This is a genomic window from Bradyrhizobium sp. WYCCWR 13022, from assembly GCF_030435535.1.
Taxonomy (GTDB): domain Bacteria; phylum Pseudomonadota; class Alphaproteobacteria; order Rhizobiales; family Xanthobacteraceae; genus Bradyrhizobium.
The window spans coordinates 74,306-100,871 of record NZ_JAUIZJ010000009.1 but is presented as its reverse complement, the minus strand read 5'-3'; the positions used below and the strand labels follow the sequence as shown (position 1 = coordinate 100,871).

At 57.2% G+C, this 26,566-nt stretch carries 26 protein-coding genes; 4 read left to right on the top strand and 22 right to left on the bottom strand.

The window, feature by feature from the left end:
• Positions 1-191: 191 nt before the first annotated feature.
• Together QY049_RS14865 and QY049_RS14860 are read left to right on the top strand one after the other, a co-directional pair.
• The gene (locus QY049_RS14865) at positions 192-1,640 is read left to right on the top strand and encodes an aldehyde dehydrogenase (protein ID WP_128929662.1); all 1,449 of its coding nucleotides are present in this window, start codon (positions 192-194) and stop codon (positions 1,638-1,640) included.
• A gap of 153 nt (positions 1,641-1,793) precedes the next feature.
• A complete protein-coding gene (locus tag QY049_RS14860) occupies positions 1,794-3,053 on the top strand; it encodes a Glu/Leu/Phe/Val dehydrogenase (RefSeq protein ID WP_128929663.1) in 1,260 nt (419 codons plus the stop codon).
• A 198-nt stretch (positions 3,054-3,251) separates the two neighbouring features.
• On the opposite strand, the gene QY049_RS14855 is transcribed toward QY049_RS14860, so the two are convergent.
• Positions 3,252-4,187 (bottom strand): LysR substrate-binding domain-containing protein, encoded by a 936-nt coding sequence (locus QY049_RS14855; RefSeq protein WP_128929664.1) that lies wholly within the window; start codon positions 4,185-4,187, stop codon positions 3,252-3,254.
• Positions 4,188-4,279: 92 nt separating this feature from the next.
• Between QY049_RS14855 and QY049_RS14850 the strand changes: the two genes are divergently transcribed.
• Both QY049_RS14850 and QY049_RS14845 read left to right on the top strand, forming a co-directional pair.
• On the top strand, positions 4,280-5,128 hold the full coding sequence (locus QY049_RS14850; protein WP_128929665.1) for a MaoC family dehydratase N-terminal domain-containing protein: 849 nt from the start codon (positions 4,280-4,282) through the stop codon (positions 5,126-5,128).
• Between the two features lie 13 nt (positions 5,129-5,141).
• Positions 5,142-6,293: a CaiB/BaiF CoA-transferase family protein gene (locus tag QY049_RS14845; RefSeq protein WP_128929666.1), complete on the top strand. Its 1,152-nt coding sequence runs from the start codon at positions 5,142-5,144 to the stop codon at positions 6,291-6,293.
• A gap of 137 nt (positions 6,294-6,430) precedes the next feature.
• Here the strand turns inward: QY049_RS14845 and QY049_RS14840 are convergent, their stop codons facing one another.
• The 21 genes from QY049_RS14840 to QY049_RS14740 all read right to left on the bottom strand — a co-directional run bounded on the left by QY049_RS14840 (position 6,431) and on the right by QY049_RS14740 (position 26,479).
• On the bottom strand, positions 6,431-7,795 hold the full coding sequence (locus QY049_RS14840) for an acetyl/propionyl/methylcrotonyl-CoA carboxylase subunit alpha (RefSeq protein WP_128929667.1): 1,365 nt from the start codon (positions 7,793-7,795) through the stop codon (positions 6,431-6,433).
• Positions 7,795-8,562 (bottom strand): LamB/YcsF family protein, encoded by a 768-nt coding sequence (locus QY049_RS14835; protein ID WP_128929668.1) that lies wholly within the window; start codon positions 8,560-8,562, stop codon positions 7,795-7,797. The genes QY049_RS14840 and QY049_RS14835 overlap by 1 nt, the downstream gene beginning before the upstream one ends.
• 28 nt (positions 8,563-8,590) lie before the next feature.
• Positions 8,591-9,004, bottom strand: a complete 414-nt coding sequence (locus QY049_RS14830) for a biotin/lipoyl-containing protein (RefSeq protein ID WP_128929669.1) — start codon at positions 9,002-9,004, stop codon at positions 8,591-8,593.
• The gene (locus QY049_RS14825; protein WP_128929670.1) at positions 9,001-10,005 is read right to left on the bottom strand and encodes a biotin-dependent carboxyltransferase family protein; all 1,005 of its coding nucleotides are present in this window, start codon (positions 10,003-10,005) and stop codon (positions 9,001-9,003) included. Before QY049_RS14825 ends, QY049_RS14830 begins: the two co-directional genes overlap by 4 nt.
• On the bottom strand, positions 10,002-10,706 hold the full coding sequence (locus tag QY049_RS14820; RefSeq protein ID WP_128929671.1) for an allophanate hydrolase subunit 1: 705 nt from the start codon (positions 10,704-10,706) through the stop codon (positions 10,002-10,004). The genes QY049_RS14825 and QY049_RS14820 overlap by 4 nt, the downstream gene beginning before the upstream one ends.
• On the bottom strand, positions 10,703-11,179 hold the full coding sequence (locus QY049_RS14815) for a biotin/lipoyl-containing protein (protein WP_164933834.1): 477 nt from the start codon (positions 11,177-11,179) through the stop codon (positions 10,703-10,705). The genes QY049_RS14820 and QY049_RS14815 overlap by 4 nt, the downstream gene beginning before the upstream one ends.
• 257 nt (positions 11,180-11,436) lie before the next feature.
• Complete coding sequence (locus QY049_RS14810; protein ID WP_128929673.1) at positions 11,437-12,237, bottom strand: ABC transporter permease; 801 nt, start codon at positions 12,235-12,237, stop codon at positions 11,437-11,439.
• A gap of 9 nt (positions 12,238-12,246) precedes the next feature.
• Positions 12,247-13,143, bottom strand: a complete 897-nt coding sequence (locus QY049_RS14805) for an ABC transporter permease (RefSeq protein ID WP_206733165.1) — start codon at positions 13,141-13,143, stop codon at positions 12,247-12,249.
• Between the two features lie 26 nt (positions 13,144-13,169).
• A complete protein-coding gene (locus QY049_RS14800; protein ID WP_164933833.1) occupies positions 13,170-14,216 on the bottom strand; it encodes an extracellular solute-binding protein in 1,047 nt (348 codons plus the stop codon).
• Positions 14,213-15,370 (bottom strand): ABC transporter ATP-binding protein, encoded by a 1,158-nt coding sequence (locus QY049_RS14795; protein ID WP_128929675.1) that lies wholly within the window; start codon positions 15,368-15,370, stop codon positions 14,213-14,215. Before QY049_RS14795 ends, QY049_RS14800 begins: the two co-directional genes overlap by 4 nt.
• The gene (locus QY049_RS14790; RefSeq protein WP_128929676.1) at positions 15,363-16,124 is read right to left on the bottom strand and encodes an aspartate/glutamate racemase family protein; all 762 of its coding nucleotides are present in this window, start codon (positions 16,122-16,124) and stop codon (positions 15,363-15,365) included. The genes QY049_RS14795 and QY049_RS14790 overlap by 8 nt, the downstream gene beginning before the upstream one ends.
• Positions 16,125-16,441: 317 nt before the next feature.
• Entirely contained in the window at positions 16,442-17,677 is a 1,236-nt protein-coding gene (locus QY049_RS14785; RefSeq protein WP_128929677.1) for a pyridoxal phosphate-dependent aminotransferase, read from the bottom strand.
• A gap of 274 nt (positions 17,678-17,951) precedes the next feature.
• Positions 17,952-18,293, bottom strand: a complete 342-nt coding sequence (locus tag QY049_RS14780; RefSeq protein ID WP_283810013.1) for a carbonic anhydrase — start codon at positions 18,291-18,293, stop codon at positions 17,952-17,954.
• A 425-nt stretch (positions 18,294-18,718) separates the two neighbouring features.
• Positions 18,719-19,585 (bottom strand): DUF1989 domain-containing protein, encoded by an 867-nt coding sequence (locus QY049_RS14775; protein WP_128929678.1) that lies wholly within the window; start codon positions 19,583-19,585, stop codon positions 18,719-18,721.
• A 44-nt stretch (positions 19,586-19,629) separates the two neighbouring features.
• Positions 19,630-20,409 carry an ectoine/hydroxyectoine ABC transporter ATP-binding protein EhuA gene (gene ehuA / locus QY049_RS14770; RefSeq protein WP_188637407.1) on the bottom strand — a complete coding sequence of 260 codons (780 nt, stop codon included), beginning with the start codon at positions 20,407-20,409 and terminating at the stop codon, positions 19,630-19,632.
• Positions 20,409-21,068, bottom strand: a complete 660-nt coding sequence (gene ehuD / locus QY049_RS14765; RefSeq protein ID WP_128955088.1) for an ectoine/hydroxyectoine ABC transporter permease subunit EhuD — start codon at positions 21,066-21,068, stop codon at positions 20,409-20,411. The genes ehuA and ehuD overlap by 1 nt, the downstream gene beginning before the upstream one ends.
• On the bottom strand, positions 21,065-21,748 hold the full coding sequence (locus QY049_RS14760) for an amino acid ABC transporter permease (protein WP_128929681.1): 684 nt from the start codon (positions 21,746-21,748) through the stop codon (positions 21,065-21,067). The genes ehuD and QY049_RS14760 overlap by 4 nt, the downstream gene beginning before the upstream one ends.
• 28 nt (positions 21,749-21,776) lie before the next feature.
• Positions 21,777-22,622, bottom strand: coding sequence for an ectoine/hydroxyectoine ABC transporter substrate-binding protein EhuB (gene ehuB, locus QY049_RS14755; protein WP_164933832.1), 846 nt, complete (start codon positions 22,620-22,622; stop codon positions 21,777-21,779).
• Between the two features lie 277 nt (positions 22,623-22,899).
• Entirely contained in the window at positions 22,900-23,823 is a 924-nt protein-coding gene (locus QY049_RS14750; protein ID WP_128929683.1) for a LysR family transcriptional regulator, read from the bottom strand.
• Positions 23,824-23,906: 83 nt separating this feature from the next.
• Entirely contained in the window at positions 23,907-24,812 is a 906-nt protein-coding gene (locus QY049_RS14745) for a TrmB family transcriptional regulator (RefSeq protein WP_206733164.1), read from the bottom strand.
• A gap of 782 nt (positions 24,813-25,594) precedes the next feature.
• Positions 25,595-26,479, bottom strand: a complete 885-nt coding sequence (locus QY049_RS14740) for a LysR family transcriptional regulator (RefSeq protein WP_232995588.1) — start codon at positions 26,477-26,479, stop codon at positions 25,595-25,597.
• Positions 26,480-26,566 lie beyond the last annotated feature (87 nt).

The following is a 26,566-nucleotide window of genomic DNA, read 5'->3' as shown; positions in this document are numbered from 1 at the left end:
CCGGTCGCTTCCCGCGCTGCACCAAACCACGGCCGTCGCGACAAATTTACTCGAAGTCCCCGAAGCTTACGCGCAGGACAAGCCTCCTCTTTCATTTTGATCATACTTCCATAACAGCTGCTGTCGTTGCCCATGCTGCTACCTCGATCTATTGAGCTGCTTGTTGCGAACGCTCAAACGGAGGAGATGGAATGCAGCACTTCGAGATGGTGATCGGAGGAAAAAAGCGCGCGTCAAAGAGCCAACGGCGATTGGAAACACAGAACCCTTTTACATCAGAGACCTGGGCGACTGTCCCGCAAGCCGATGCTTCCGACGTGAACGACGCAGTCGACTCCGCACACAGGTCATTCGTCGAAGGACCTTGGCCTCGGCTGACCGGAAAGCAGCGAGGGGTTATTCTTCACCGGGTTGGAGATCTCGTGCTGAAGAACATCGAGAGCCTGGCGCGATGGGAGATCCGCGACAACGGAAAGACTATTTCCGAAATGCGGACCCAAATGCAGACGATGGCGCAGTGGTATCACTACTACGCCGGCCTTGCCGACAAGGTCCACAGCTCCGTTATCCCCGTCGATCCGGAGAATTATTTCAACTACACACGATACGAGCCGATCGGCGTCGTCGCCGCGATCACTCCGTGGAATTCGCCGTTGAGACTTCTTTCCTGGAAGATTGCCCCGGCCCTCGCCGCCGGCAACACGGTGGTCGTCAAGCCATCAGAATTCACATCCACATCGACACTGTTGTTCGTGGATCTGCTCGAAGAGGCTGGAGTGCCGCCCGGCGTCGTGAATGTTCTTACCGGCTACGGCTCCGAGATCGGACCCGCGCTGGTCCAGCACCCACTAGTCGCCAAGATCTCCTTCACTGGTGGTGTCGACGCCGGTCGCAAAGTCTACGAGCTCGCCGCTCGCCACCTCAAACCGGTAGCCCTGGAACTGGGCGGGAAATCGCCTAACATCATTTTCGAGGACGCCGATCTGGATGCTGCGGCAGCCGGTGCCGTCGGAGGTATTTTCTCCTCGACCGGGCAAACATGTGTCGCGGGCTCCCGCCTACTCGTTCAAGAGACGGTGCTTGAACAGATCCTTGAAAAGCTGGTCCGGCGTGGAAGCGGCATGCGGCTGGGCGACCCGTTGGATCCAGCGACCGACATCGGCCCTGTCGCGACGGAACAGCAATTCCGCAAGATACTTTCGATGATTGACACAGCCAGCTCGGAGGGCGCGCGGCTAGTGCTTGGCGGCAAGCGATCCCACGCCCCGGAATGCGGCAAGGGATGGTTCGTCGAACCGACGATCTATGCCGATGTGAAGAACACGATGACGATTTCCCAGCAGGAAGTCTTTGGTCCCGTTCTTTCTGTTATCGCGTTCAAGGATGAAGAGGATGCGATCCGCACGGCTAATGCGACCAACTTCGGCTTAGCCGGGGGATTCTGGACCAAGGACGTAAGTCGCGCTCACCGCGTCGCAGCCCGACTCCAGGCCGGAACGGTCTGGATCAACATGTATCGGAAGACTGATCCTGCCGTTCCCTTTGGTGGTTACAAGACATCCGGCTTGGGGCGTGAAAGTGGGATCGACGCGATGAAGGATTTCCTTCAGACGAAGAGCGTGTGGCTCCGATTGCAGTAGACATCCCGCTGCTATTTCGGGCCTGCGTGCTTGCACGCCCGCAAGTTCTCACGTGATCGCCGGCGCTGCGAGACAGCCGCGCGTCCTCCATCCGCTCGCGGGCGCTTAGTCGATTGCTCCCGGGCCGTCGCTTATTGATAAATCGGAGCCAAAATGAGCATCTATAGTGGGCCCGTCTTCGAGATGGCTTCACGACAGTTCACCGTGATTGCCGATCATCTGGCAATTCCCATCGACGAACGCAGCCGCTTGCTTCTTCCCAAGCGCGCCATCTCGGTTTCTTGCCCCATCCATTGTGATGACGGGTCGATCTCCGTATTCGAGGGCTATCGAGTCCAGCATCACCTTACACTCGGGCCGACCAAGGGAGGAACGCGCTTTGCCGCTAGTGTTGATATCGGCGAAGTCGCCGCCCTCGCGATTTGGATGAGCTGGAAATGCGCACTGGTCGGACTACCCTATGGCGGCGCGAAGGGCGGTATTCGTGTCGATCCAGCGAAGATTTCCCACCGAGAGCTTGAGGCGCTCTCGCGCCGCTATATGCAGGAGATGATTCCGTTCGTGGGTCCGCACGTCGACGTCATGGCTCCCGATATGGGCACCAACGAGCAAGTGATGGCGTGGTTCATGGACACGTATTCCATGTACCAGGGGCGTACCGTAACGGAGATCGTAACCGGCAAGCCTGTTGGCGCGGGAGGCACCTTAGGGCGTCGGGAGGCGACAGGACGCGGCGTCGCCCATCTGGCCAAACGAGTTTTGAAGGATCTGTCGATCGACTGGTCGACGGCGACCGCGGTGGTTCAAGGCTTCGGCAACGTCGGCTCGTACGCGGCACTGGAGTTGAGCAGGAGCGGCGTCAAGATAGTAGGTGTCGGCGACCACACGGGCGCATTTTACGACCGTGCAGGCCTCAACGTCACACAGTTGATCCGTCATGCGGCGAGGCACGGAAGTCTGTCTGATTATCACGAAGCGCCCCGTCTCGATCCAGCCGAGCTCCTGCAGCTTCCTTGCGACGTCCTTGTGCCAGCAGCCATGGAGCGGGTGATCGATGATCGCGTGGCGCGGGATCTGCGATGTCGCGTGCTTGCTGAGGGCGCCAACGGCCCGACCACTCCGGAGGCTGATCTGGTCCTAGAGAGGCGCCGCAACGAGATATTCCTCATACCGGATATTCTCTGTAACTCGGGCGGCGTGATCGTGAGTTATTTCGAGTGGCTTCAAGACCTCCAGCAATTGTTCTGGGAAGAAGAAGAGGTTATGCGGAGGGAATATCAGATCCTCGATCGCGCATTCAACGATATGGTTACCCGCGCCGCTCGTGACAACGTCTCTCATCGAACCGCCGCCATGGCCATAGGTGTCGAACGAGTGCGGGCAGCGAAAACGACCCGAGGGCTTTTCCCATAATAAGCTCACCATTCTTCGCTAACGGCGAGCGGCACTCTGCCCATCCTCATCTCACGAAAATGCCGAGACCTTTGAAGGCCTCGGCGAGTCAGGGAGGAAACGCCTCATGCGAGGCCGAGATCTAAAGCGCACGCGGCGAACTCTTTGTAAACTCGTTTCTGCCGAAAGCCGCCCTCGCGGTGGGCGAACACTGGCTGATTATGTCCGCAGGGGGCCGGCATCTCCGCCGATTTCGGCGAATCGAGACCTAGTAGACCTCGCTATGTCCGCTATTAGTCTCTGCACCAGATCTGATACGGGACGATCGACCGGGAGGCAGACCACAAGATTGCGTTGGGCCCAGTTATCCGACAACTCGACAGCCCGCGCTCCTGCGTCCTTCACCGAAGAAGAGATGACGCTTACTGGGACGACGGCAACGCCGGCGCCCGCAGCCACCATGCGGCAAACACTTTCAAACCCTCGCAAACGTATGCGGATGACCAGCTCTCGACCGAGCCTTCGCGCATGATCGGCGAGATATGTCTGAATGGATGCCTGCTCATCTAGGCCGATGAAGTGCTCGTTCAACACCTCGGCGAACCCTATTGAGGTGTAGTCGGCGAGCCAATGCCCCGGAGGAACCAGTACGACAAGGCGGTCCACTCCGAATGGCTCCGTTCGCAGCCCTTCAAACTGCGCATTCTCGGCGGCAATTCCGAGGTCTGCTTCACCCGCTCTTACCGCCACCGCGATGAGATCCGACGTCTGCTCCTGGAGATCGACCGTCACGTCGGGATGCCGGGCGAGATAGCTCGCCAAGACATCCGGAAGGAAGCTTGCGATGGCATTCGAATTGGCCCGCATCCGTATCAGGCCCCGTTCGCGCTTTCTCCACGATCGGACCGCCCCGCTCAGCCGCTCTGCCTGCATAAGTATGCTGCGGGCGTGCCCGGCGAACTCCAGTCCCGCTGAGGTCGGTCGTGTCCCTTTGACCGTACGCTCGAACAACTGCAGGCCAGCCCGCTCCTCTAGCGATTTCATGCGTTCGGACAGCGCAGAAACAGAGAGGTTGGCATGTCTGGCTGCCGCGGCAAGCCCACCTCTGTCCACGACGAGCACAAGCAGCCGCAGATCCACCAGATCGAAATGCATGCCTTTCTCCAACTCCGAATGCTGTTGCTGGATAATACGACTGTTGGTCCACCAGCGATATCCAATAGGTTCGACCAGAACGAGAGGTCTAGATGGTTGACGGACACGACTACCAGGAATGGATCGGGCGCACAGTAACCCAGGAAGACATGGTGACAGCCAGTCCGATTGAGCGTCTGGATGCGACCCTCGAAACCGACCACCAGCTCTATTCAACGGGGGTTGCGCTGCCTCCGCTGGCCCACTGGTTGTATTTTCTACCTAACGAACGGCAATCGACATTAGGGCCTGACGGGCATCCCAAGCGCGGGGGCTTTCTTCCTCCCATCCATGACCTTCCCCGGCGGATGTGGGCGGGCAGCAGGCTCACCTTTAAGAGCCCGCTGCGCGTGGGCATGCATGTCAAGCGGACATCGACGATCGAAAGCGTGACGTCCAAACAAGGTACGACCGGCCCTCTGGTGTTCGTCACGGTAGGGCACGCCGTCCACGACGAGAACGGCCATCTACTTCTGACGGACCATCACGACATTGTCTATCGAGATGTCACAGCGCCCGCCGACAGAGCGAGATCAACTGCACCGAAAGGACCATGGCATCGCAGCATCGTGCCGGATACCGTCATGCTGTTTCGCTATTCGGCTCTCACGTTCAACGGCCATCGTATTCACTATGACCGAACGTACGTCTTTGCGGTGGAAGGTTATCCAGGCCTGATCGTCCATGGTCCGCTCATTGCTACTCTCCTGATCGATCTCGTTAGGCGCAGTCTCCCTTCCTCAGTGGTGGTGAAGGCATATTCCTTCCGCGCGGTGTCGCCGCTTTTCGACGGCAGCGAACTTCATCTGAATGGCAGTCCGCCGGACGAAACCGGAAAAATCCTGCTGTGGGCCACGAACGATCGGGACGAGCTTATCATGAAGGCGGAAGCTACAATCTAAGGTCGGAGGTGTCGTGACGCGGCCACTGGACGGGGTATTGGTCATCGCAATCGAGCAGGCAATCGCGGCTCCCTATTGCACGCGTCAGCTTGCCGACCTCGGCGCCCGAGTCATAAAGATCGAACGGCCCGATGGTGGCGACTTTGCTCGGGCCTATGATACGCGTGCGCGTGGTCTTGCCAGTCATTTCGTCTGGACCAATCGGTCGAAAGAGAGCGTCACCTTCGACCTGAAACGGCCGGGAGCGTTGGAAGCCGTGCAACGGCTCATCGCGCACGCAGACGTGTTTGTGCAAAATCTTGCTCCAGGGGCAGCTGCCCGCCTAGGGCTCGCCGATGGCGTGCTGCGCTCCACATACAAGCAGCTGATTACTTGCAACATATCTGGATACGGTCCGAATGGGCCGTGGGAGAAGCGCAAAGCATACGATCTACTGATTCAGGCGGAGGCCGGCTTTTTGTCAACGACCGGCACGCCGGACGCCGTTGCAAAGGCCGGCATCTCGATTGCTGACATCGCTGCGGGCACAATGGCTTTTCAGGGCATTTTGGCCTGCTTGCTGCGTCGAGCCAAAAGCGGACAGGGCGATCATGTCGAAGTCTCGATGCTGGAGGCCATGGTGGAATGGATGGGATATCCGCTTTACTATGCGATGGACGGAGCACAACCTCCGGCTCGGGCGGGAGCTGGCCATGCCACGATCTTCCCATATGGGCCCTACGAAACTGCTGATGGCATGGTACTTTTCGGACTTCAAAATGATCGCGAGTGGGCCGCGTTCACGACGATCGTCTTACAACGGCCCGAGTGGGCCAGCGAAGCACGCTTTAAGGGCAATGCGGGCCGGATGAAAGAGCGAGCTGAGATCGATGCCGTCATCTGTGACACGTTCCGCAAGCTGCCGTCGAACGAAGCCATCTCGCGCCTCGAGACCGCCGGGATCGGTACGGCTCGCGTGAATGACATGTCCGCCGTGTGGGATCATCCGCAACTGCGCAGCCGCAAGCGCTGGGCTTATATCGAAACCCCGGCGGGCCCGATGCCATCTTTGCGACCAATTAGCGGTGAGTCCTGGCAGCCGCGTATGGACCCGGTGCCGTCCCTCGGACAACATACCGAGGCCGTCTTGAAGGAATTCGGTCTGACCGAGTTCCGCGAGAGCTGATATCTTCCTGGGACCCGAGCCCGAAGTCATCGACTCGATCGGACGCGATCTCGCACTGCACGAATTCGCCCAAGGCTGCCCGCCTTTGATGCGTGCTCGATTGCACATTAGGTTCGACGGGCCGTCGCCTATCACGCTCACCGTCGATCGGACGAGGCGCGCCGTCGAAGGATGTCTTCCAAGGAGTGGATGCTAAGGCGCGCGTCCCGAAAGGACGCGTCCTTCAATACCACCGAGTGAAGCTCGGTGTTCAACCGGATACCCTCTGCGCGCAGGTCTGCCAAGGCCGAAAGCATGCGCTCGATACACTCCGAACGATCCTCGCCCCTAGCGATCACCTTGGCTATCAAGGAGTCGTAGTGTGAAGGGACTTCCGAACCTGCCACGATATGGGTATCGACCCGAATTCCCGGTCCGCCCGGAGCCAGCCAGCTCTCAACACGACCAGGAGAAGGAATGCCGTCGAAAGGATGTTCCGCATTGATCCGGCACTCAATAGCATGGCCTCTGCAGGTGACCTCGGATTGACGAAGTCCGAGCGGCTCGCCCAATGCCACCCGAATCTGCTCGCGCACGATATCGATGCCGCTGGTTTCCTCGGTTATTGGATGTTCGACCTGTATGCGCGTATTCATCTCGATGAAAGCGAATATCCCGTCCTGGTAGAGAAATTCGAAGGTGCCTACGCCGCGATAGCCGATCGCCCGGCAAGCGGCTACACAGCGCTCCCCAAGTTCGGCGATATTGGCCTCAGGCACGCCTGGCGGCGGCGCCTCTTCAATTAATTTCTGGTGGCGGCGCTGCATCGAGCAGTCGCGGGCGCCGAGCCATACTCCCTCGCCTCCCCCATCGCAGATGACCTGGATCTCGACGTGCCTCGGGTGCTCCAAAAATTTCTCCAGGTAGATCGTCGGATTGGCAAATGCCCGCCTCGCCTCCTCCCGCGTGGCTCCGATCGCTTGGTGGAGACTTGCGCTGTCTCGTACGATCCGCATGCCGCGACCGCCGCCGCCGCCCGCCGCCTTAATGATAAGAGGGTACCCAACCTCGGTCGCACACGCTTGGCAGAGCTGCGGATCATCGGGAAGCGCGCCATGACTTCCCGCAACGCAAGGCACGCCGAGCTCGCGCATTTTCGCCTTCGCGGCGATCTTATCCCCCATTAGCCGGACAACATCGGAGGTCGGACCAATGAAGATGAGCCCAGCGCCTTCGACCGCTTCCGCGAAGTCTCCGTTCTCCGACAAGAACCCGTATCCGGGGTGAATTGCGTCGGCACCAACGGCGGCTGCTGCGAGCATCACCGCCCCAATATCCAGATAGCTCGTATCTGCCGCCGCGCCGCCGATGCAGACCGCTCGATCGGCAAGAGCAAGGTAAGCCGCCCCTCGATCTGCCTCGGAGCAGACAGCGATTGTTCGCAGCCCCAGCGTCCGACACGCGCGAATGATCCGGAGCGCTATCTCGCCTCGATTAGCGATCAATATGGACCGCACCGACATTACGCCGCAAGCTCCGTTAGCGGAACGATACGTCCTCCGCCGTCTTCGACCACCGTCCTTACGGCTCTCGCGATTTCCACAGCGCCCGGAGTATCGCTATGGACCAGGACACATTTTGCGTCGACCTTGATCCGCTTTCCCGACACGGACGTGATAGTCCCGTCATCGAGGAACTGGCTCATTCTCCTCGCAACCTCGGTCAGATCGGTGATAAGTGCGCCCGGATGTCGCCGATTAACCAAGCGAGCCTCGTCGTCGTATGCCCGGTCAGCAAAGATCTTGCCTACCACCCGCAATCCGAGCGACTTCGCGAATGTGCCTGCGTGACTCTTGACCGAAGCCGCGATGATCAGATCCCTGTCGAACGCCGCGAACACTTCGAGAATCTTCTCGATATATTCCTTGTTTTCCTGTGCCATCTGGCCCAGGGCGCCATGGGTCCCCGCGTGGGTAACCTTGTAGCCATTGACCTTCGCGATAGCAGAAAGCGCACCCAGTTGATAAAGCGCATGCTTCTGCATGTCACGCGGATCGATCTTCATCGGGATACGCCCGAAACCGAGTATGTCCGGCAGCCCGACATGTGCGCCGAGAGCTACGCCGTTCTCTTTCGCTGCCTCGACCATGCGCGTCATGATGACCGCATCGCCCGCGTGAAAGCCGCAAGCGACGTTCGCTGATGAGACCAGCTTCATCAGCGCCTCGTCGTCTCCCATCCTCCAACGGCCAAGGCCTTCGCCAAGATCAGAATTGAGATCAATCTCCATGGGTGCTCCTTTCGGCAGGACCTTCGTTTCAGCCCGATGCCATTATGCGGTATAGCGTCGTTCCGTATTCGACGTCGCTCTCACTGCGGCAGACCTGCTCGATCACACGACCGGCGACGGGCGCGATCACCGGCCTGAAGATTGGTCCGATAGCGATCACCCCGAGCAAGTCACCTTCTTGAACGTGATCTCCTACGGTCGTCGCCTCTCCCAACGGGTGTCTATTCGAGAACCTACCCACAGCAGGAGCCCGAACGAACGTGGCTGCGTCGGTCCGCTCGACGCCAGCCAGCTCTAGCGCTCTCGTCCCCACCATTTTGCGGTTGTGCCGGCCCAGAGAGAGGCGGATCGAACTCTCTCCGCGTTGCGCCTCCAACTCTTTCACGCCTGCCCGTTTCATTTGGGCGATCAACTCCGCTAATTCCCAAGACTCGATGCTCATGGGAGCTTCGCTCGCGGGGAACACCTACAAAACTTTGCCAACCGTCGGATCTCCTCGATGTAGCTGCGCGTCACCCTCTCGACATCGCGAGCTTCGGCGAAGCTGCACCGAACGAAGTGAAGACACTGGCCTGGCCTTGCTTGCCCAATCCGCCAAAGATCGGGCTCGATGACGACACCAATCTTCGGGTAACCGCCCGCAGAGTTACCGTCCGCCAGTTGTATCACCGGATCACCGGAAGGCGGCACCTGAATGACGCCAGGTACGATCGGGTGCGACCTCATTTCCACGTCATGCGTCCGGCACAGTGTCGCGCCCGTAAGATGATAGCCCATCCGGCTGCTTTTCGTGGAAATCGTCCAAGGTGTGGTCCAAAAGGCGGTTTTGGAGGATTCGTCGAACAGGTCGTACTCCGATGCCGTAATGACGCGGAGGATGACTCCCCCCGGGCTGCTGCCCGCCCACGTCGCCGACGGCAGCTCAGACAAGGCTGGACTGGCGCCATATCCTCCTAAATCCCGCAGAGTGACCGGAGCGGCGTGCCCTACCTCCAATTGGTCTCCGGCCTTAAGCGAGCGCCCTTCAAAGCCGCCGAAGCCATCGCGCAGCTGCGTACTGCGAGATCCGAGTATTACGGGAACTTCGACGCCACCGGCGATCGCCAAATACGTCCGCAAACCGTCCACCGGCTCGGACACCACAAGCTTTTGGCCGCCGCGAGCCGGCGTCACCCACCAAGGAAGTACCGCCACGCCATCGAGCTTTGCACGAGCTGTCGCGCCTGTAAGCACAAAAAGAGTGTCAGAATGAAACTTCACCGCGAACGGATACAATTGCAGTTCGATGGCGGCCGCGTTCTCCTCGTTTCCCAAAAGCGCATTGGCCGCCGCCAAGGCCACGTGATCCATCGCCCCGGATCGTCCAATCCCAAATCCTCGAAAGCCGACACGGCCGTCATCCTGCACGGAGTTGAGCGGCGGAGTCTGAACAACCTCAATCATCTCTCTATGCGCTCCACGCGGAAGCGAATTCGATCACCGACATCGAGAAGATTTGGCGGATTGCGACTTAGATCAAACGGCACCGGCGCCTCCGGTACGTGCCCGATGACGTACCAGCCGGTCGGAAACGTCGGTGGCCCACCGGCGCCGCGAGGATTTCCAAGATTTGATTGCCCGCCCCCGATCGTCACATTTCCCCCAAACGGACGCACCACGGGCACCTTTCTTCGAGGTGTGAAGAGACGTGGGTCTAAACCGAAGAGATAGCCGAATCCCGGCGTCGTGGAGGGCGCGAACACGACATATTCCGGAGTGGAATGCAGCTTTACGACGGTCTCCGGATCGATACCGTGATGAGCAGCCAGTTCACCAAGGTCCATGCCGCGATCGCCTCCATAAACGACACCAACCTCAAGAAGCTTCCCTTGTGGACCGCCCGGTTCAACTTTCCTCCAGCTCTCCAGAAGTCTCGATGCAAGTGCTTCCGGATCGGCCTTCGAAGAGTCGAACAGGACGAGAAGATTATTCATACCGACTTGAGTATCGACAACCACGTCCCATTGACCGACCTGCTTGCTAAGAGTCCAGATACGCTCCTGTGTGGGTAGACACATCGGCCCCTCCGCATCGAACAAGAGCGCCGCACTTCCGCACAAGCTCACCTGCGGGTTTGCAAACTCTATCGGCCTGGAAGGCTTCATGTCGCTTCGCCATCGCTACTGGTATTGCTATTGCACTTCACCTTGAACAATGGCCGTTCGGCCTGCACTTCCACTCCGTTTTCCACCAATATTTGCTCGATTACACCGGCTGTCGGAGCGAGCAGTGGAGTGAAGAGCTTCATCGCTTCGATGATGCCGACCTGCTGACCTGTGGAGATCCGGCTTCCAACTACTACGAAAGGTTCGGCACCCGGCGCGGGCGCGCGATGGAAAATGCCCTGCATTGAAGCGCAGACGAACGACGTCGTTTCGTCGACGGCTTCGTTCGACACGGTCGCATCAACTGGCGGATCGGAAGGCGCCGCCCCATGCATTTCCTGCCTACCCTGTGCGGCCGCAAACATCGTGATCTTTACGCGCAAGTCTCCGTCGGATGCTTCCAGCTCCTCGACCCCTGATCCATGCATCAAGCCAATGAGCTTTGAGATCATCTTGAAGTCTTCGCTTTTCATGGCTCCTTTTCGTCTCCAAGACTCATCTTCTTGCGTCGCAAACGTCGAAGCCATTCAGCCATCGATCCTCGATGGAGCTGCGTGCCAGCCATATGCTGGGCAACACTAAAAACAGTTCGCCAAAACAACGCCAATAACAAAAGTACCTACTTTCATGCATATGATGCATATAGCCCCGGCTGACGGCAGCTTCTTTTTTCCGCCGTCAAGCACCTCCTGTCGGAAGAGACCGGACGCCTTCTACACAGCAGCCGTTGCTATCGCCGGCCTGGCCCTCCCTCGGCCTCAGCAAACGCCTCCAAGCCAACCAACCTCTGCACAGCGATCAGTACAAAGACGGTTGCTCCGATCAACATCGTCGAAATTGCCGATATAATCGGACTTGCGTCCTCCTGTATCGCGGCAAAAATCTTGACTGGCAGAGTTGTGGCGTCGGGTCCGATTAGGAAGAGCGTCACGGTCGACTCGTCGAACGAAATGATAAAACTGAAGATGAGTGCCGTGACAATGCCCGGCCGCATCAGTGGAAGAATAACCTTGAAGAACATCACGACGGGCGTCGCGCCCAGATTCATCGCCGCCTCCTCGACATCCTTCTCAAGGCTCCGCATGTTGTTCAGGATCGGTCGATAAGCGAAGGGTAACGCTAGGATTGTATGGGCCAGCACAATGCCGCTATACGTTCCATTCCAGCCGAGCGATCCGATCACGGTCAGCATCACGACACCCATTGCGGCGTGCGGCAATACCAGCGGCACCAAAATCATGAACTCGAATGATGCGCGGCCCCAAAAATGGCGGCGCGCGGTCACCAATGCGGTTGTCAGCGCTAGGGCAGTGCTCGCCACCGCGACAACAAAAGCAATGACGACGCTGTCGGCCGCCGTTAAAATCCACTCGTCGCTACTGAAGAATTGACTGTACCACTTCAGTGAAGGCTGGCTGAGCGGAACTTCGATGAATCCCGACTCGAAGAATGAGGACAGCACCACGACCACAATCGGTGCGAGCAAAAAGGCGAGCACTAGGACGGCGACTATGCGGCAAGCGACTTTCATCCTACCTCCCTAAGAGGCCGCACTTTTCTTCGCACGAGCCTCGAGTAGCTGCAGAGGCAGCACGACCGCCAGGGCAGCGACGCAAAGAATCATCGCTAGCGCCGCGGCCTTCGGAAAATTGAAGAGTTGAAAGACATCTTGATAAATTTGCGCACCAAGCATCTTGTCACGCATGCTGCCGAGCAACAGAGGAGTGACCACCGATCCCATTGACATCAGAAACACGATGATGCTGCCCGTCACGATCCCAGGAAAGCTCAACGGCAACAGTACCCTGCGGAACGTTTCAAACGGTCCCGCGCCGAGACTGGCTGCCGCCTCCTCCAGTGATTTGTCCAGCCGGATCAGAACTGTCACTATCGCAAGGATCATGAAGGGTGAGAATACATGAACCAGCCCGATCACGATGGCGGTCGGACTGAACAGGATTTCTAATGGACCCGCGATCAGGCCTGATGACATCAACGCCTGGCTAATGACCCCTTTCTTGCCCAGGATCACTATCCAGCCGTACGTTCGCACGACGACGCTTACCAACCAGGGCATCATCAGAATGATGAGAAAGATGTCGCGCCTTCCCGGATATCGCGCGATCCAGTAGGCAGTGGGATAGCTTATCAGGAGCGAAATCGAGGTCGTGAGACCGGCCAACCAAATCGTTCGATAAAGAGTCTCAATGTAATCTTTACGCGCCAAGACTGCCTGGTATTGCGCGAAGCTCAATTCGTTGTTCGACGTGAACGAGCCGACCACGAGTGAGATGACACCGATCGCCAGAAGCATCAACGGTACGCTAGTTGGAACGAGAAGAAGAAATTGGGAGTCGACTTTTACCGGCCGCGCCTTGAACAACATTCCGCTGCCGCTGTGCCGCCGGGTCGTCCTCTCAGTTCCGACATCCGTCATTGACCCGCCGCTTTCCAATTTATTGCTTACTTGACCTGAGAGTAGATTTGTTCGACCAAATTGACCCGCTTCTCCTGGTTCGCGGCAAGCACCGAACAGTCTGGCTGGTAAAGTTTCGAACGCAACGATTGCGGCGAACCAACCTCCTTGAGCTGTTCCTGGCTAAGCGCGGCAGTTTGATTGAGCGGTAGGAAGCCAGACGCATCAAGCATGGCCAATTCTGGTGCTGGCCTTAAAGCATAGTTTATCCAGGCTTTCACGGCGTCCAGATTCTTCGCGCCTTTCGGCACGATCAAGAAATATGACAGCAGCAATCCTCCTTCGGAGGGTATTGTGATATCGACGTTCTTTACACCGGAAGCCCGCATGGTCCAGACGCGGCTCGAATAGTAGGCTCCCGCCGTGACCTCTCCGCGCGACAGCAGGGCATTCATCTGAGCAGTGGAGTTCGTGACAGTCAGAGCATTACGCGCGATCGACGTAAGCAGAGGAATGCCGGGCTGAATGTTGTTTTCGTCGCCCCCTCCGACTTTCGCAAAGAGAACCAAATCATTGGGAGCAGCATAGATCGGCCGGGCGATAGCGACTTTATCCTTGAATTTCGGGTCGGCCAATGCCCGCCAGGACTCGAAGTCTGACGCTTTTGCCTGATCGCTGTTGAATGCGGCCCCGTAATACTGAAAGTAGATGCCGAAAGCGTAAACTTCGCCGTTCTGGTCTATCAGATAGGACGACTTCTCGAAATTAGCCAGTTCGGGGAAGTCTTCCTTCTTAAAGCTTTCCAGCAATCCATCCTTTTGGAGATTTGCGGCGTTGTAGCAGGTGCCCAGTGCGACGTTGAACTGAGGTTTTCTCGCTTGGGCTCTTAACGTCGGCTCCGGATCCGACCAGTCGCGGATCTTGACCACGATACCGGACGACGCGGAGAACGGCTTGCCGACTTTCTCTCGCCACATCTCGCTGTTGCCTCCTCCCCAGGTGCCCATGACAACTTCTCCGTCGGCGGCGCACGCAACCGTCGTCGAAAGGCTGAACAAGCTCAGGGCCATCAATAGACCGGCAGCGTGCTTCACTTCCGCACCTCCTTGTTCGCGAAAACGATGGCGTCCTCCAAATCCCATGCCAACTTGACCTGAGTTCCCGGAAGCAGGCCTTGCTGCTGCACATGCCGGGCCGTCGTATCCACCACCACGACCTTGTCGTCGACCACAACGCTTTGACGGACGGTCGCGCCCATATAGATGTTCGCCACGATCTGGCCGACCATAAGACAACTGTTACCCCACACTTCGCGTCCCACACGTACGTTCTCGGGACGAATCGATATCGCGACTTCTGCGCCGATTTTCATCTCTGGAGTTGCCACTATCAGAGCGTCGGCCGAGACCTCGCTCAGGTGCAGACTCGCACCGTTTTTCTCGAGAGACTGCACGTGGCCGACGAAGATGTTGATATCCCCGAGGAAGCCTCCGACGAATGCATTCTTCGGGTTCTCGTAGACCTCACGCGCGCTGCCCAATTGTTCGAGCTTTCCATGATTGAAAACGGCTATCCGATCCGACAGGATCATCGCCTCTTCCTGATCATGAGTCACGAATACGAATGTTGTGCCGACTTGGTGCTGGATACGCTTCAATTCGATCTGCATCTGGCGGCGCAGCTTGAAGTCCAGTGCACCGAAGGGCTCATCCAGCAGGAGAACGGACGGGCCAGTGACCAGCGCGCGCGCCAGGGCCACGCGTTGACGTTGACCGCCCGATATCTGTTGTATCCGACGTCGTCCGAGCTCGCTCAGATCCACCAACGCGAGCGCCTCGCGTACTCTTGCTACGATTTCGTCGCGTTTGACCTTTTTCACCGCCAGCCCGAAGGCGATGTTCTCCTCGACAGTAAGGTGCGGAAATAGCGCCAAACCTTGGAAGACCAAGCCGACGGGACGCCGATAAGGCGCAACGCCCGTCATCACATGGCCGCCGATCTTGATTGATCCCGCGTCCGGCTGCTCGAACCCCGCGATCATGCGCAAGGTCGTTGATTTACCGCAGCCTGACGGTCCCAAAAATGTCAAAAATTCGCCCTGCTTGACCGTCAATGACAAGTTGTCGACGATCGAGTTATCTCCAAATCGTTTCGACACTTCGATGATTTCGAGCGCGGCCACTCTATCCGCGTCGGAATCGATCGAGCATGCTGGCGGTTCGACGATCCTGACGGCGCGGTTAGGCATTGCTCAACTCGAATACCGGTGCTTCTTGTGGCCGCCGCTCCTTGAACAGGCGGCCTACCCCCGTTGAGGTGACATCGATCTTCATCCTTCGGAGTGCCGCCCAAAGAGAGGCTTGGTTCGAGGTGACAACCGGCAGGTTCAATTCCCTTTCCAATCGGTCGATTTGATCCATCACCAGCAAATTGGTGCAACTGACAAACACGGCGTCACACCTTGAAATGACCTCACGGCTTGAGAGCACCTTGGAGGCAACGTCCGCCGACGAGATGGTCAGGATCTGTCGTCCATCTGCGCAAAAGAAGGAATCGACGGCCTCCACGCCGAAGCCATAGTGCTGCAGAAAGAGGGCCTCTTCCTTGTTGATTAGATCCGGATAGGGAGTGAGCATGAATACTCTGGTCGCCCGAACGGCCTTCAAGGCTTCGATGACGGCTGTTGAAGTGGTGACAGCGGGAATTCCGGTCAACATCGTGATGCGGTCGGCTAGCTTGGCTTCGTTGCCTAGCCCCTCTAGGAAGCTGGCACTCGTACATCCGTAAACTATCACCTCCGGATTCGCCTGTGCGAGATCCGAGGCCGCTCGATCCAACGAGTTGGCCATAGCGAGCTGCGCTTCCTTCGCTATAGCGGTGCCGGGTTTGGTGAGCCTGTTGTGATTGAGCTTGACATTGGGAGGAACGTAGGACGGTAGCTCGGTTTCCATAGCCACATTTATCGGCGGCGCGAGGATACCTATCCGTCGAATGGCGGCCATTACTTCCTCCCTTGTCGATCGCTTTGAGGCTAGCCATTTGGTAGTATTATTTCAAGCTACCAAATACCTCGACTTTCGTGGAGGCGGTTTTGCAAGACCAGCTCAGCGGCCAGCTCGATGAGTTGATCTTGGCGGTTCGCCCGTTTGGCCGCGATACAGAACGCTGGTTAGAGAGCTCATGCGGCCCTGGAGCAATGATGACATCATGTCGCAGATCTCCATTTCGCATCACGGACCCGATGAACCGCAAAACGATATGAGCTGCTCGAATGTGGTCCGACATCGCTCCACACGTATTGTCAGGGCAGCGAGCTGCATCAACTCAGTCGACTGCATGCCCGGGCTATGCGGACACAGGCCTCCTTTAAGGTTTCGTCCGCAGTAGCATATGAGATTCTGAAGTGGGGCGATAAGCCATAGGCCGCTCCGTGCACCACCGCCACCCCTTCGGCATCGAGGAGATACTTGCAAAAGTCCTTGTCATCGGCAAGGACGGTTCCGTCCGGGGTCCGCTTTCCGATCAGGTCGCGGCAGGAGGGGAAGACGTAAAAGGCGCCGGACGGCTTGTCGCAAGCCAACCCGGGCACGGACGCGAGTCCTTCCAGAACCAGATTGCGCCGTCGTTGATATTTCTCTGCTCGCTCTCGAAGCCCCTCTTGCGGCCCGTTCAAAGCCTCGACGGCCGCAGCTTGGCTGATGGACGATGGATTGGCCGTGGCCTGAGATTGCAATTTCGCCATTTGGGATATCAACTTCGCCGGACCCGCGGCATAACCGATGCGCCAACCCGTCATACAATAGGCCTTCGAGACGCCATTGACGACCAGGGTTCGCTCCGCGACGGACTGATCGATCGCCGCCGGCGTACAATATTCGAGCCCGTCATAGACAAGATGCTCGTATATGTCGTCGCTAAGGAGCCAGACGTGCGGATTTCTTCGCAATACATCGATGATTGGCTCCAGCTCCCTGCGCGTGTATACGGCCCCCGTGGGATTAGAAGGCGAGTTCAAGAGGAGCCACCGAGTCCTCGACGTGATCGCACGTTCCAAATCGATCGGATCGAGCTTGAAGTTCCTCGCCGCCGGGCAAGCGACGATTTTGGGTACCCCACCGAAGAACGACACCATTTCCGGGTACGACACCCAGTACGGAGCCGGGATGATGACCTCGTCTCCGTGATCCAACGTCGCCGCCAACGCATTGAATAAGATTTGTTTGGCGCCGTTGGCGACCGAAATTTGACTGACCTTGTAGGAGAGGCCGTTCTCACGCGCGAATTTCTTCGCAATTGTCTCTTTCAGGACTGCCGTACCATCCGTGTTGGTATACTTCGTCTCGCCCCTCTTCATGGCGGCGAGCGCAGCCTGCACGACATTATCGGGTGTGTCGAAGTCGGGTTCACCCTGGGTCAGATTGAGAATTGTTCGCCCCTGAGCCTGCAATTCCCGCACTCGCTGGGCCGCAGCACCACTCTGCGACGGTTGAATTCGATTCACGCGTGCGGCAAACTCGGAGCGGTTGGACGCAGACGCGGCGTCGAAGACTGTCATTGGTAGTTCCTCTCGTCGTTGTCATCTGCCGGATGTGCAGCAGGCCATTCGCGAGCCGATTTCGATTTCAAACCTATCGGCGCAGGAGCGGCCCCCTCATCGATATCGTCCGGATGCACAGGTAATCGCGTCCGTAAAACGGTCCGCACACGCTGGATCAGATTTGCCGGTCTCTCGATCTCGTATGTGCAGAACACCGTTCGCAATCTCGAAATACGATCCATGCAACGTGAGCTGCTTGCGACCTACGCGATCGCACACCACGGAAAACTCATTAGATTGAGCAAGGACTGATCGATCGCAGCCAGCTCCAAGTCGGTGTGATCGTCGTCCAGGCCGCCGCAACACGGCCAGCTCTGTGCGCCACCGGGACCAGACGTTGCATCCATGGAGTCGTGAAGCTTTCTGGTGAGGCCGATACCTTGCCTTTGGCATAAGCGGGGACGCCCCACACCGGGCGTGACCGAGCACAACCAGAGCAGCCCCGGCGGCGTGGAATTCTCCCTCGACACCGAAGGGCGGTACGCGCTGCAACGTTTCTGATGACGAAGATTTCCTCGGGTCTCGCATTGAATATCAATTCGGGTGAAACGCGGCTGTCGCAACATCCGATCACCAGGGCTTCCGGTGACTGCCCCGCGCGCGGCCAATGAATCGAACCTTTGTCGTTCCTGAGGAAAGCGGTCCAACATGAAAGCGGCGTAGCCCTGCATCAATTGTGCGGGAAAGCTCGACACGTCACTGGACATTCCGGATCCTACCACCGATGAGCAATTGCTGTCGGCCTGGCCACAGCGGACAGGATTGACCGATCGCTTATGGGGCCAAATTATCAATCACGCCTCGCCACGACGCCAATTACTAAAGCGCCTGCAACCATGCATGACGAGAATAATCTCGAAATTCGCTGTCGCGGTTGCACTTCAAACCCAAACGCGGCGTCAACTTGGCACGGCTGACGCCATTCCGGTCGGCGCCTAGCTGCCGACGGTATTTCCGAGCGCCTTGATGTTAATCGGCTCTTACAATGCGCTCCGCAAATCAGCTCATCCCGTGCTTGCCTTTGTAGGGCGAGGGTTCAGGCGACTTCCAACCATTCAGCGCGCCCTTCGCGGGACGAAGGATTTCCACCTTCAGGGGATAGCACTTGGGGGTCTGCCCTGGGACCCGCGGCCCACAGTCGCCGCCGGGACAGGCGGATAGCGCACCAAGGAGATTGATCTCCGCGAAGAATTCGATGAAGTCGCCTGGACGAACCGGGCTTGCCTTTTTGATATACTCGTGACTTTCGACATCGAAGCCTGTGCACATAAAGACGTTCATGACGTCGTGCACGTAGCCCTCGGCTTCCTTCGCCGAAATCTTTCTGAAGGCAGATAGGGCTCGAACGAGATTGGAATGGCAACAGTGATCGTAATCTTCACCGGTTATCATTCTTCTCGTGTAAGGGTCGCAGCGTGTTCCGATCACATCGTGAATTCCACAACCATCGGAATCCCACCCATACCATCCCAGACTGTCGTAAGTGATAGTCGCCATCGGCCTCAGGTATGGCATGCTGCTCCACAGGCGATCACCAGTAGAAATGTGCGTCGCATGAATCGCCCGCGTCTTACCGCTGTAGAAGTGTTCAGAAAGATTGTCGCTATTCCAAAGATTAAAATCACCAACCTGCGATCCCTCCACGCTCACGATCCGAAAGAGGTGCCCGGCAGGCACTTCGAACGCGCCGCCATCCCGAGCAGGGATCGTCAACTCCGACACTTTCTCAGCACCGGACCCAACGTTCTGGTAGAATTCCATATCGAGCGCCGGAATTTGTCCGACGGCGTAGACCGTTTCTTTGCGCGCCGACCGGCGAGTCTGAGCATTCTCCGGCTCGGGCATCGAAATGGATCTGGAAGTCATTTGAGTGTCTCCTAAGAGGAATTCGACTGCTGAGACTAAGATCGTCAGGCGTCCAGGACCGACTTTAGAAACGCCTGGGTTCTCGCGCTTTTCGGTTGAGAAAAGAACTGGTACGGCTCTCCTTCCTCGACAATTCGGCCGTGATCGAAGAAGCAAACCCTGTCGGCGATCTCTCGCGCGAAGGACATCTGATGCGTTACCATGATAACCGTCAGTTCCTTTTGGTGAGTCAGCTCCCGAATGACCGCTAGCACCTCGCCAACGAGTTCAGGATCGAGCGCCGAGGTCACCTCGTCGAATAGGAGTATTTTCGGTCTCATCGCCATTGCTCTCGCGATCGCAACCCTTTGTTGCTGACCGCCTGACATCCTCGCAGGGTAGTAGTCGCACCGATCTTCCAGTCCCACCCTTCGAAGCAGCTCCTTTCCGAGGCTCACGGCTTTCTCCTTCGGCATCTTGAGGACGCGAATCGGTCCCTCGGTCACGTTTTCAAGCGCCGTAAGGTGAGGAAAAAGATTAAAGCTCTGAAAGACCATGCCGACATCGCTCCGAATCGTACGTGTTTGCCGGGCCGATGCTTGGCGTGCTGCGCCGGTCGAATCGCACGACCACAACTCACGGCCGCAGATAGAGACACTGCCTCTGTCGATTCCCTCCAATGTCATGAGAACCCTGAGGAGAGTTGATTTTCCCGATCCACTCGGACCGATGACCACAAGCTTTTCACCCTGTCCGACTTCGAGATTTAGGTCATTTAGGACCGTGGACGCCCCAAAACGTTTTGTAACGTTCCTTAGCTGTACTGAGAACGGTCCGGCCGACATTACCGCCATCCCTTCTGGGACAGTCGCTCGAGCCTGTTGATGAGAAACGCGCCGGCAATGCTGAGGACGAGAAACATTATCCCAACCATCGTTATGGGTTCAAAGTACTGAAACCGCCTGGCTCCTTCCGCCTGAGCAACGGCCATGAGTTCCCAAACGGATATGGATGCGAGCAGCGGCGTGTCCTTCAGCATGTAGACGAAGTAACTTCCGGCATTTGGAATGATGAATGGGATCATCTGTGGAACAATGATCCGCCGATATGTGTCGAACGTTGAGAGATTTATGGATGTTGATGCCTCCCATTGCCCGGCCGGAACACCGATCATTGCGGCACGGTAGACCTCGGCCATATACGCACTGTAGTGCAAGCCGAGAGCAATGACGCCGGTCACCAGCGGGCTGATCACGACGCCTGCCGAAGGCCCCACGAAGTACAGAAAATAGATCAGGACCAGGAGCGGCACCCCTCTTGCGAATTCGACGTAGCCGCGAACTAAGATTTTGGTCAGACGGTGCTTAGCGCTGTACAGCGCAAAGAGAAGGAGGCCGCCAAGCAGGGAGGCGATAAAACCGAGGACGGCGGCGAGCAATGTGGTTTGCGCCGCGACCACGAGTTGCGGAAGCAACTCCCAGGCATATTGGAAATCGACCTTCATGCCGACCAGCCCCTGGTTGCGCCGTGCGTTGGCTTACCCTGCCATAACCCGAGACGTCGCTCTGCGTACGCGATTGCCGCTCCTATCAATTGCGCCGCAGCCACATAGAAGATCATGACAACGAGATAGATCGGCACGGTCTGAAAGGTTCTGATATTGAGAGAGTAGGCTTCAAAAGTCAGTTCCGGAACGGTCGCCAAGGCGGCAACCGAGGTGGCTTTCAATACCAGGATGCTGAGGTTACCGAGAGGTGGTATCATCGACAGCATTGCTTGAGGAAGAATGATCCGGCGCATCATCATTGATGGCACCATATTGATCGCCAAGGCGGCGTCATACTGGCCCCGCGGGATAGCGCCGATCGCCGTCCTGACGACCTCAGCTCCATAAGCCCCGAAGCACATGCCTATGGCGAGTGTGGCCGCCCAAAAGGCGGAAATCGCAACCCCGAAGAACGGCAAAACAAAGTAGAGCCAGAACAGGACGACCACCAGAGATATGCCCCTGAAGATCTCGACATAGAGCAAACTGATGGTTCGGATCCACCAGCTCTTGGATGTCCTGGCGATACCGAAAACGAGCGCGCAAGCGAACATCAATACTGTCGAGAGCGCGTAAAGGGCCATCGTCGTTACCGCACCAGAAAGGAGCAGCCATCTACCCTCGTAGAGCGCCGACATCTGTCACCGTCCGCTTCGGGCACGAGTCCTACTGCTTACAAAGAGTATCGAGCTTGACGTCGGCCGCCGGCACTTCGTTCTGCGTCATGCCGTACTTTTTCAGGATCTCAACATATTCCGAAGAATGCACGATCTTGAGCATCTCGGCATTAAATGCGTCCCGAAGCTCCGAATCCTCCTTACGGAAGGCAAATGCGCCGTAGTCTTGCTTCGGCTTGCCATCTATGAGCAGGCCCGTGTATGGTTCGGCGACTTCCAGGGTCGGATCGTTCTTTGCGTTCCAGCGTGCAGTTACCGATATAAGCAATGCCCCGTCGATCCTGCCCGCTTTCAGGCTCGCGACATTGGAGGGGATGTCCGGAAAACGCGTGATTTGGCTATCCTTCACGCCGGCCTTGACTGCATTCTGTGTCGGCTGGCCACTTATGTTGCCACCAACCTTGATGTCCTCGTGTTTGACGATGTCGTCAAGACTATGGATTTGCTTGGGATTGCCTTTGCGAACGAGAAGACCTTCCTGAACGGTGAAGTTGGGCTCGGTGAAGAGAACCTGAAGGCAGCGCGCGGGAAGGATATAGAGTCCGGTCGCGATAAAATCGAAACGTTTGGCTTGAAGTCCCGGGATGAGCGATCCGAACGCAACCACCGTTCCTTCGATCCGCTCTACTCCAAGGCGGTTGAATGCGAGCTTTGCGAGATCGTAGTCTGACCCGGCCAATGATCCATCGGCCTGCTTGAACGCGAAGGGCGGCTCGTTGCTGAAGCCGAGGGTAAGGCCGCTCTTCTTTGCGTCGTCCAGCCTGGCACCGGCAAAACTCGATGACGAGAAAGTCAGGAAAGCGAGTGCTAGAAAAATATGCAAAGTTCGTAGCATGTGTTTCCTCATCTGTCTCGAATGCGTCGCCATTGACACACCGGCATCTCTTTTGGCTTCTGCTCAGTTTGGATTGAGCCAGACTCGCATCCTACATATCTGAAGGGTTATTCGGAACCGCAGCAATTCAATTAGCGTAATGGATGCATTACTTGCTGTAATATCGAGGACGCGCGACTTGCCGGATCCTCCCGATTCCTCAGGAAAACGTGGTCAAGTTGGCTGTGCGTACCGCCGCGACCCGCGCGTCTACAGCACTGCACGGAAGAAGTGCAATTTATCGAATTGTTTGCCCTTGCACGAATTCGAACCGCCCCATCAAATTCTCCAGAGTGCTCCTCACGATTTCGGAAAACCGGACCGCCTGCGCCGTCTTCTTCGAATGGCGCGGATAGACGAAAGCATAGTTGAGCCTTGCCGACGTCTTGCAAGGGCGAACCACGACATCTCGCTCTGCTAGCAGCGCTGCGCTGAATGGATCCGATATCGACACACCCATTCCGGCTCCCACCATTTGGCACGCGATGAACGCCGACGACACTTCAACCCAAATGTTCGCGGCAAGGCCAGCTTGTACGTACATTCCATCAACGATCTGCCGCAACAACGTCGTCCGGTCCAGCGCAATAAAACGGTCCTCGATCAGATCACTGGGGAGAATCGTCTTATTCGCCGCAAGTGGATGATCGGGATGAAGCACCGCAACGGGAACCAATTCGGCGAAGGAATGCGACGTCAACATTTCAAATTGAGTCGGGAGCATTACTATCCCAACGTCGAACCTAAGTCCCGAAGCCCAACGTTCGACTTCGCGTCTTTCCCTGACTTCCAAAGAAATCGAAACACTCGGAAACTCCTTCGAAAATTGGGCCAGTGCCGGCACGAGTAGACTTCGGGCGAGTTGTGGCATTGCCACGATCCGAAGGCGACCGCCTCGATTGGCGCGGATTTCTTTGCCGATGCGGGTAAGATCGTCGATATCCAGCAGGATACGCTCGCATTCCCGCGAGAAGGCTTCTCCTTGAGGAGTCGGAACCAGGCGCCCACCAAGCCGGTTGAAGAGCTTGAATCCCAGCTCCGCTTCAAGGGCAGACAGCGAACGGCTTACCGCTGGTTGGGTCAAATGAAGTCGAGTTGCGGCCCCGGTGACCGAACCGGTCACGATTACACTATGCAGCGCGCGCAACTTTTGAAGGTTCAAAGCCAACTCCCCCTTAAGATTGCTGCTCCTTGCAGGCGCGCGAAACACGCCGGCGAAGCGTGCCAATCGCCGCGACAGACGCGTTAGATCTTTTCTTCTTTCAGCTTGGATTTTTTCTCAACTCGACTCGCGGTAAGCCCTAGAAGGCTTTCCAGCGCCGCAACTTGCGGTGCGGGAAGATACTTCCTTCGAAGCTCGATAATAGCGGGGCCGAACGTCTTCTGGATCGGTTGCCCGAACATTTCGAATATTTCCGCGAAGTAGATCTCGTGCCGCAATAGGGAGTCAGCAAGATTAACTATCGGCTTATTTCGCGTGTAGGAGCCGCCTTGCGCACGAATCTCCGCCACCAGAGCTTCTTCGAAATCCACTGTAAGGGTTACAAGATGCGGTGCGATTCCCACGGGAATGCCGTTTCCCTCGTGGAGATAAGTTCGCGACTTCGCACCGAATTGAAACTTCTCGACTTGAGTCCCGAAAAGGATGATGAGAATCGCAACCCCGCGGTCTGCAGCACGTCGAAGCGCGTCGCGGTGCGGCAGCAGTATTTTCTCTTCTGTTTTTACCCAAATGTGTGATTTCGCTCCGTCGATCATAGCCTCCATCTTGGCGGCGATCGCGTCCTCGCCGTTAATGGTCCATACGTAGCCACCGTCGTTGGACTGTGAAACAGCCGGAATCGTTCGGATCAACTTTGCGCAGCGCTTGCTCGTCGCTGTCGCAATTCGCTCAAACAGAACCTTGGGCGCTACCGCCACATACCGCAGTGGAGTTTCGGAGATCGGTTGAGCCGCCTCCTTCTTTGCCAGACTCTCGAGGACAGAATATGCGTTCGCCTTGGGTAAGCCTGCAAGTTTGGCTACTTCGTAGGCAGTCGCCTGCGAAAGCTCATAGAGCGCGAGGTAGGCACGCGCTTCGTACTCGCTAAAACCCAGAGCGAGCAAGTCTGGCATCAACTCACTTAGATTAGCTTGCTTATCGCCGCTCACCCGATTTTTCCTGATTTGAGCCAAGCAGCGCCCCCACCCGTCGACAAGAAGTGCTTTGCCTCAGTTGATCAATTCGCCTTCGAAGCTTGATTGTCACGCCCTAGCTGACCATTCCGACGTAGCTCCTTGCCGCTCGACGCCGTCGGCGCTCAATTTTGATAGAAGCGCAAGTCTTTGATATCCAGCGGGCAAAGCGAAACTAACATGGGTAGCAGCCTTTATGACTATGGCTTTCGTGTCAAGTGCATGACTTGATCGCGATGGCGCGTTCGACCAGATCGCGACCAGCCGATCGCAAAGCCAGCCAAAGCGAGCGCTCGAGATGAGATGGCCACAATCATCGACCTAATCAGGCCCACCCGACTCGCCAGATTTTCCGGAGAGCGGACTGGGGGCACAGTCTCAGCCTCCAAGCAACAGAGGACCCTGCCCAAAATATCCTGTCGGGGCGCCCCCTCGGAGAACATATTCCCATTACGGCCGCTCAAAACGAGACCTCGCTACCATTGCATCCAACGGCCAACCACCAATAATTTGCGCGTCGGCACAAGAACCGCGATGGGATGTCCTGACTACGGACCCCTCGGACGTTGATCGGATTGCAGTGCAGCAGACATCTGGCGAACTGTCTCGCTATCTATGGTGGATCGGATAAGTTGCTCTCTGGATGTTGCTGACGCAAACTGGGTTTATCTCGCGCCGCTCGCCTTTTTTGATCCGCCGTCACGTCCAGCAAAGCCTTCCGAATGACGAGACGATCCCGCGACTCCATCATATTGATGTCATGGGGCGACACCTATGATTCGCTCAAAGGCAATCGCGGCAGGAATTTTGGTTCGTCCCCGTACTTCCACGTGCCAAAGCGTGCGCGATATCTGCAGATCCTTCATTTTTATCGCCTTGAGCCGGCCAAGCTTGATCTGATCGCCAATGGTTGATGTTGAGACGATCGAGACACCAAGACCGCATGCGACAACTTGCTTGATCGCTTCCGTGCTGCCGATTTCGAGGGTTTTGCGCGGCCGCACGCCATGGTTCAACAGCGCCTGCGCGACGATCTCCCGTGAGCCGGAGCCTGGTTCCCGAACGATCAGGATTTCATCTTCGAGGGCCGCCGCATACACGTGATTTTCCGATAATGCGAAGGCGTGAGTCGGACCTGCTATCAGGCTCATCATGTCCGTCCGCCAGGCCGTACTGACGAGATCATCGTCTTCGACCGGTCCTTCCACGAGGGCGATCTCTATTTCATGCGCGCGCATCATTCCGGCAATATCCCGCGTGTTGGCGCTTACCAGATGCACATCGATGCTCGGATACCTGCGCCGGAAGCTGCCTATGTACTCAGCGATCATGTAGGTCGCGATCGTGGTGCTTGCCCCGATGTGAAGCGATCCGCTCGCGAGGTTGCGCAGCGACGACAGTTCCTCTTCGGCGGCCCGCTCGGCAGCGAACAGATTTTCTGCGTGCCTGAGAAGTGCCCGCCCCTCGCGGGTCGTACGTACTCCTTTCGATGTACGATCCAGCAAGCGACAGCCCACTTGCAGTTCGAAATCGCGTACTCCTTTCGAGACCGCGGGCTGGCTAACGCGCAAGATGTCCGCTGCTCGCGAAAAGCTTCCAGCCTCAGCGACGGTGGTAAAGAAGCGGAGGAAATGCAAATTCATTGGCATAACGCCTGCTTATCGGCCTAGATCAAAATTCTACTGTTATGAGCCCTTGGTTCTCGGGCATAGCCTTGTCGGCTGGCGAGG

What these genes read in the sequence shown, in the direction of transcription:
- QY049_RS14865 (WP_128929662.1), top strand. Translation starts at nt 192, where the DNA reads ATGCAGCACTTCGAGATGGTGATCGGAGGAAAAAAGCGCGCGTCAAAG.
- QY049_RS14860 (WP_128929663.1), top strand. Translation starts at nt 1,794, where the DNA reads ATGAGCATCTATAGTGGGCCCGTCTTCGAGATGGCTTCACGACAGTTC.
- QY049_RS14855 (WP_128929664.1), bottom strand. Translation starts at nt 4,187, where the DNA reads ATGCATTTCGATCTGGTGGATCTGCGGCTGCTTGTGCTCGTCGTGGAC.
- QY049_RS14850 (WP_128929665.1), top strand. Translation starts at nt 4,280, where the DNA reads ATGGTTGACGGACACGACTACCAGGAATGGATCGGGCGCACAGTAACC.
- QY049_RS14840 (WP_128929667.1), bottom strand. Translation starts at nt 7,795, where the DNA reads ATGTCGGTGCGGTCCATATTGATCGCTAATCGAGGCGAGATAGCGCTC.
- QY049_RS14835 (WP_128929668.1), bottom strand. Translation starts at nt 8,562, where the DNA reads ATGGAGATTGATCTCAATTCTGATCTTGGCGAAGGCCTTGGCCGTTGG.
- QY049_RS14830 (WP_128929669.1), bottom strand. Translation starts at nt 9,004, where the DNA reads ATGAGCATCGAGTCTTGGGAATTAGCGGAGTTGATCGCCCAAATGAAA.
- QY049_RS14825 (WP_128929670.1), bottom strand. Translation starts at nt 10,005, where the DNA reads ATGATTGAGGTTGTTCAGACTCCGCCGCTCAACTCCGTGCAGGATGAC.
- QY049_RS14820 (WP_128929671.1), bottom strand. Translation starts at nt 10,706, where the DNA reads ATGAAGCCTTCCAGGCCGATAGAGTTTGCAAACCCGCAGGTGAGCTTG.
- QY049_RS14815 (WP_164933834.1), bottom strand. Translation starts at nt 11,179, where the DNA reads ATGAAAAGCGAAGACTTCAAGATGATCTCAAAGCTCATTGGCTTGATG.
- QY049_RS14810 (WP_128929673.1), bottom strand. Translation starts at nt 12,237, where the DNA reads ATGAAAGTCGCTTGCCGCATAGTCGCCGTCCTAGTGCTCGCCTTTTTG.
- QY049_RS14805 (WP_206733165.1), bottom strand. Translation starts at nt 13,143, where the DNA reads ATGACGGATGTCGGAACTGAGAGGACGACCCGGCGGCACAGCGGCAGC.
- QY049_RS14795 (WP_128929675.1), bottom strand. Translation starts at nt 15,370, where the DNA reads ATGCCTAACCGCGCCGTCAGGATCGTCGAACCGCCAGCATGCTCGATC.
- QY049_RS14790 (WP_128929676.1), bottom strand. Translation starts at nt 16,124, where the DNA reads ATGGCCGCCATTCGACGGATAGGTATCCTCGCGCCGCCGATAAATGTG.
- QY049_RS14785 (WP_128929677.1), bottom strand. Translation starts at nt 17,677, where the DNA reads ATGACAGTCTTCGACGCCGCGTCTGCGTCCAACCGCTCCGAGTTTGCC.
- QY049_RS14775 (WP_128929678.1), bottom strand. Translation starts at nt 19,585, where the DNA reads ATGACTTCCAGATCCATTTCGATGCCCGAGCCGGAGAATGCTCAGACT.
- ehuA (WP_188637407.1), bottom strand. Translation starts at nt 20,409, where the DNA reads ATGTCGGCCGGACCGTTCTCAGTACAGCTAAGGAACGTTACAAAACGT.
- ehuD (WP_128955088.1), bottom strand. Translation starts at nt 21,068, where the DNA reads ATGAAGGTCGATTTCCAATATGCCTGGGAGTTGCTTCCGCAACTCGTG.
- QY049_RS14760 (WP_128929681.1), bottom strand. Translation starts at nt 21,748, where the DNA reads ATGTCGGCGCTCTACGAGGGTAGATGGCTGCTCCTTTCTGGTGCGGTA.
- ehuB (WP_164933832.1), bottom strand. Translation starts at nt 22,622, where the DNA reads ATGCTACGAACTTTGCATATTTTTCTAGCACTCGCTTTCCTGACTTTC.
- QY049_RS14740 (WP_232995588.1), bottom strand. Translation starts at nt 26,479, where the DNA reads ATGAATTTGCATTTCCTCCGCTTCTTTACCACCGTCGCTGAGGCTGGA.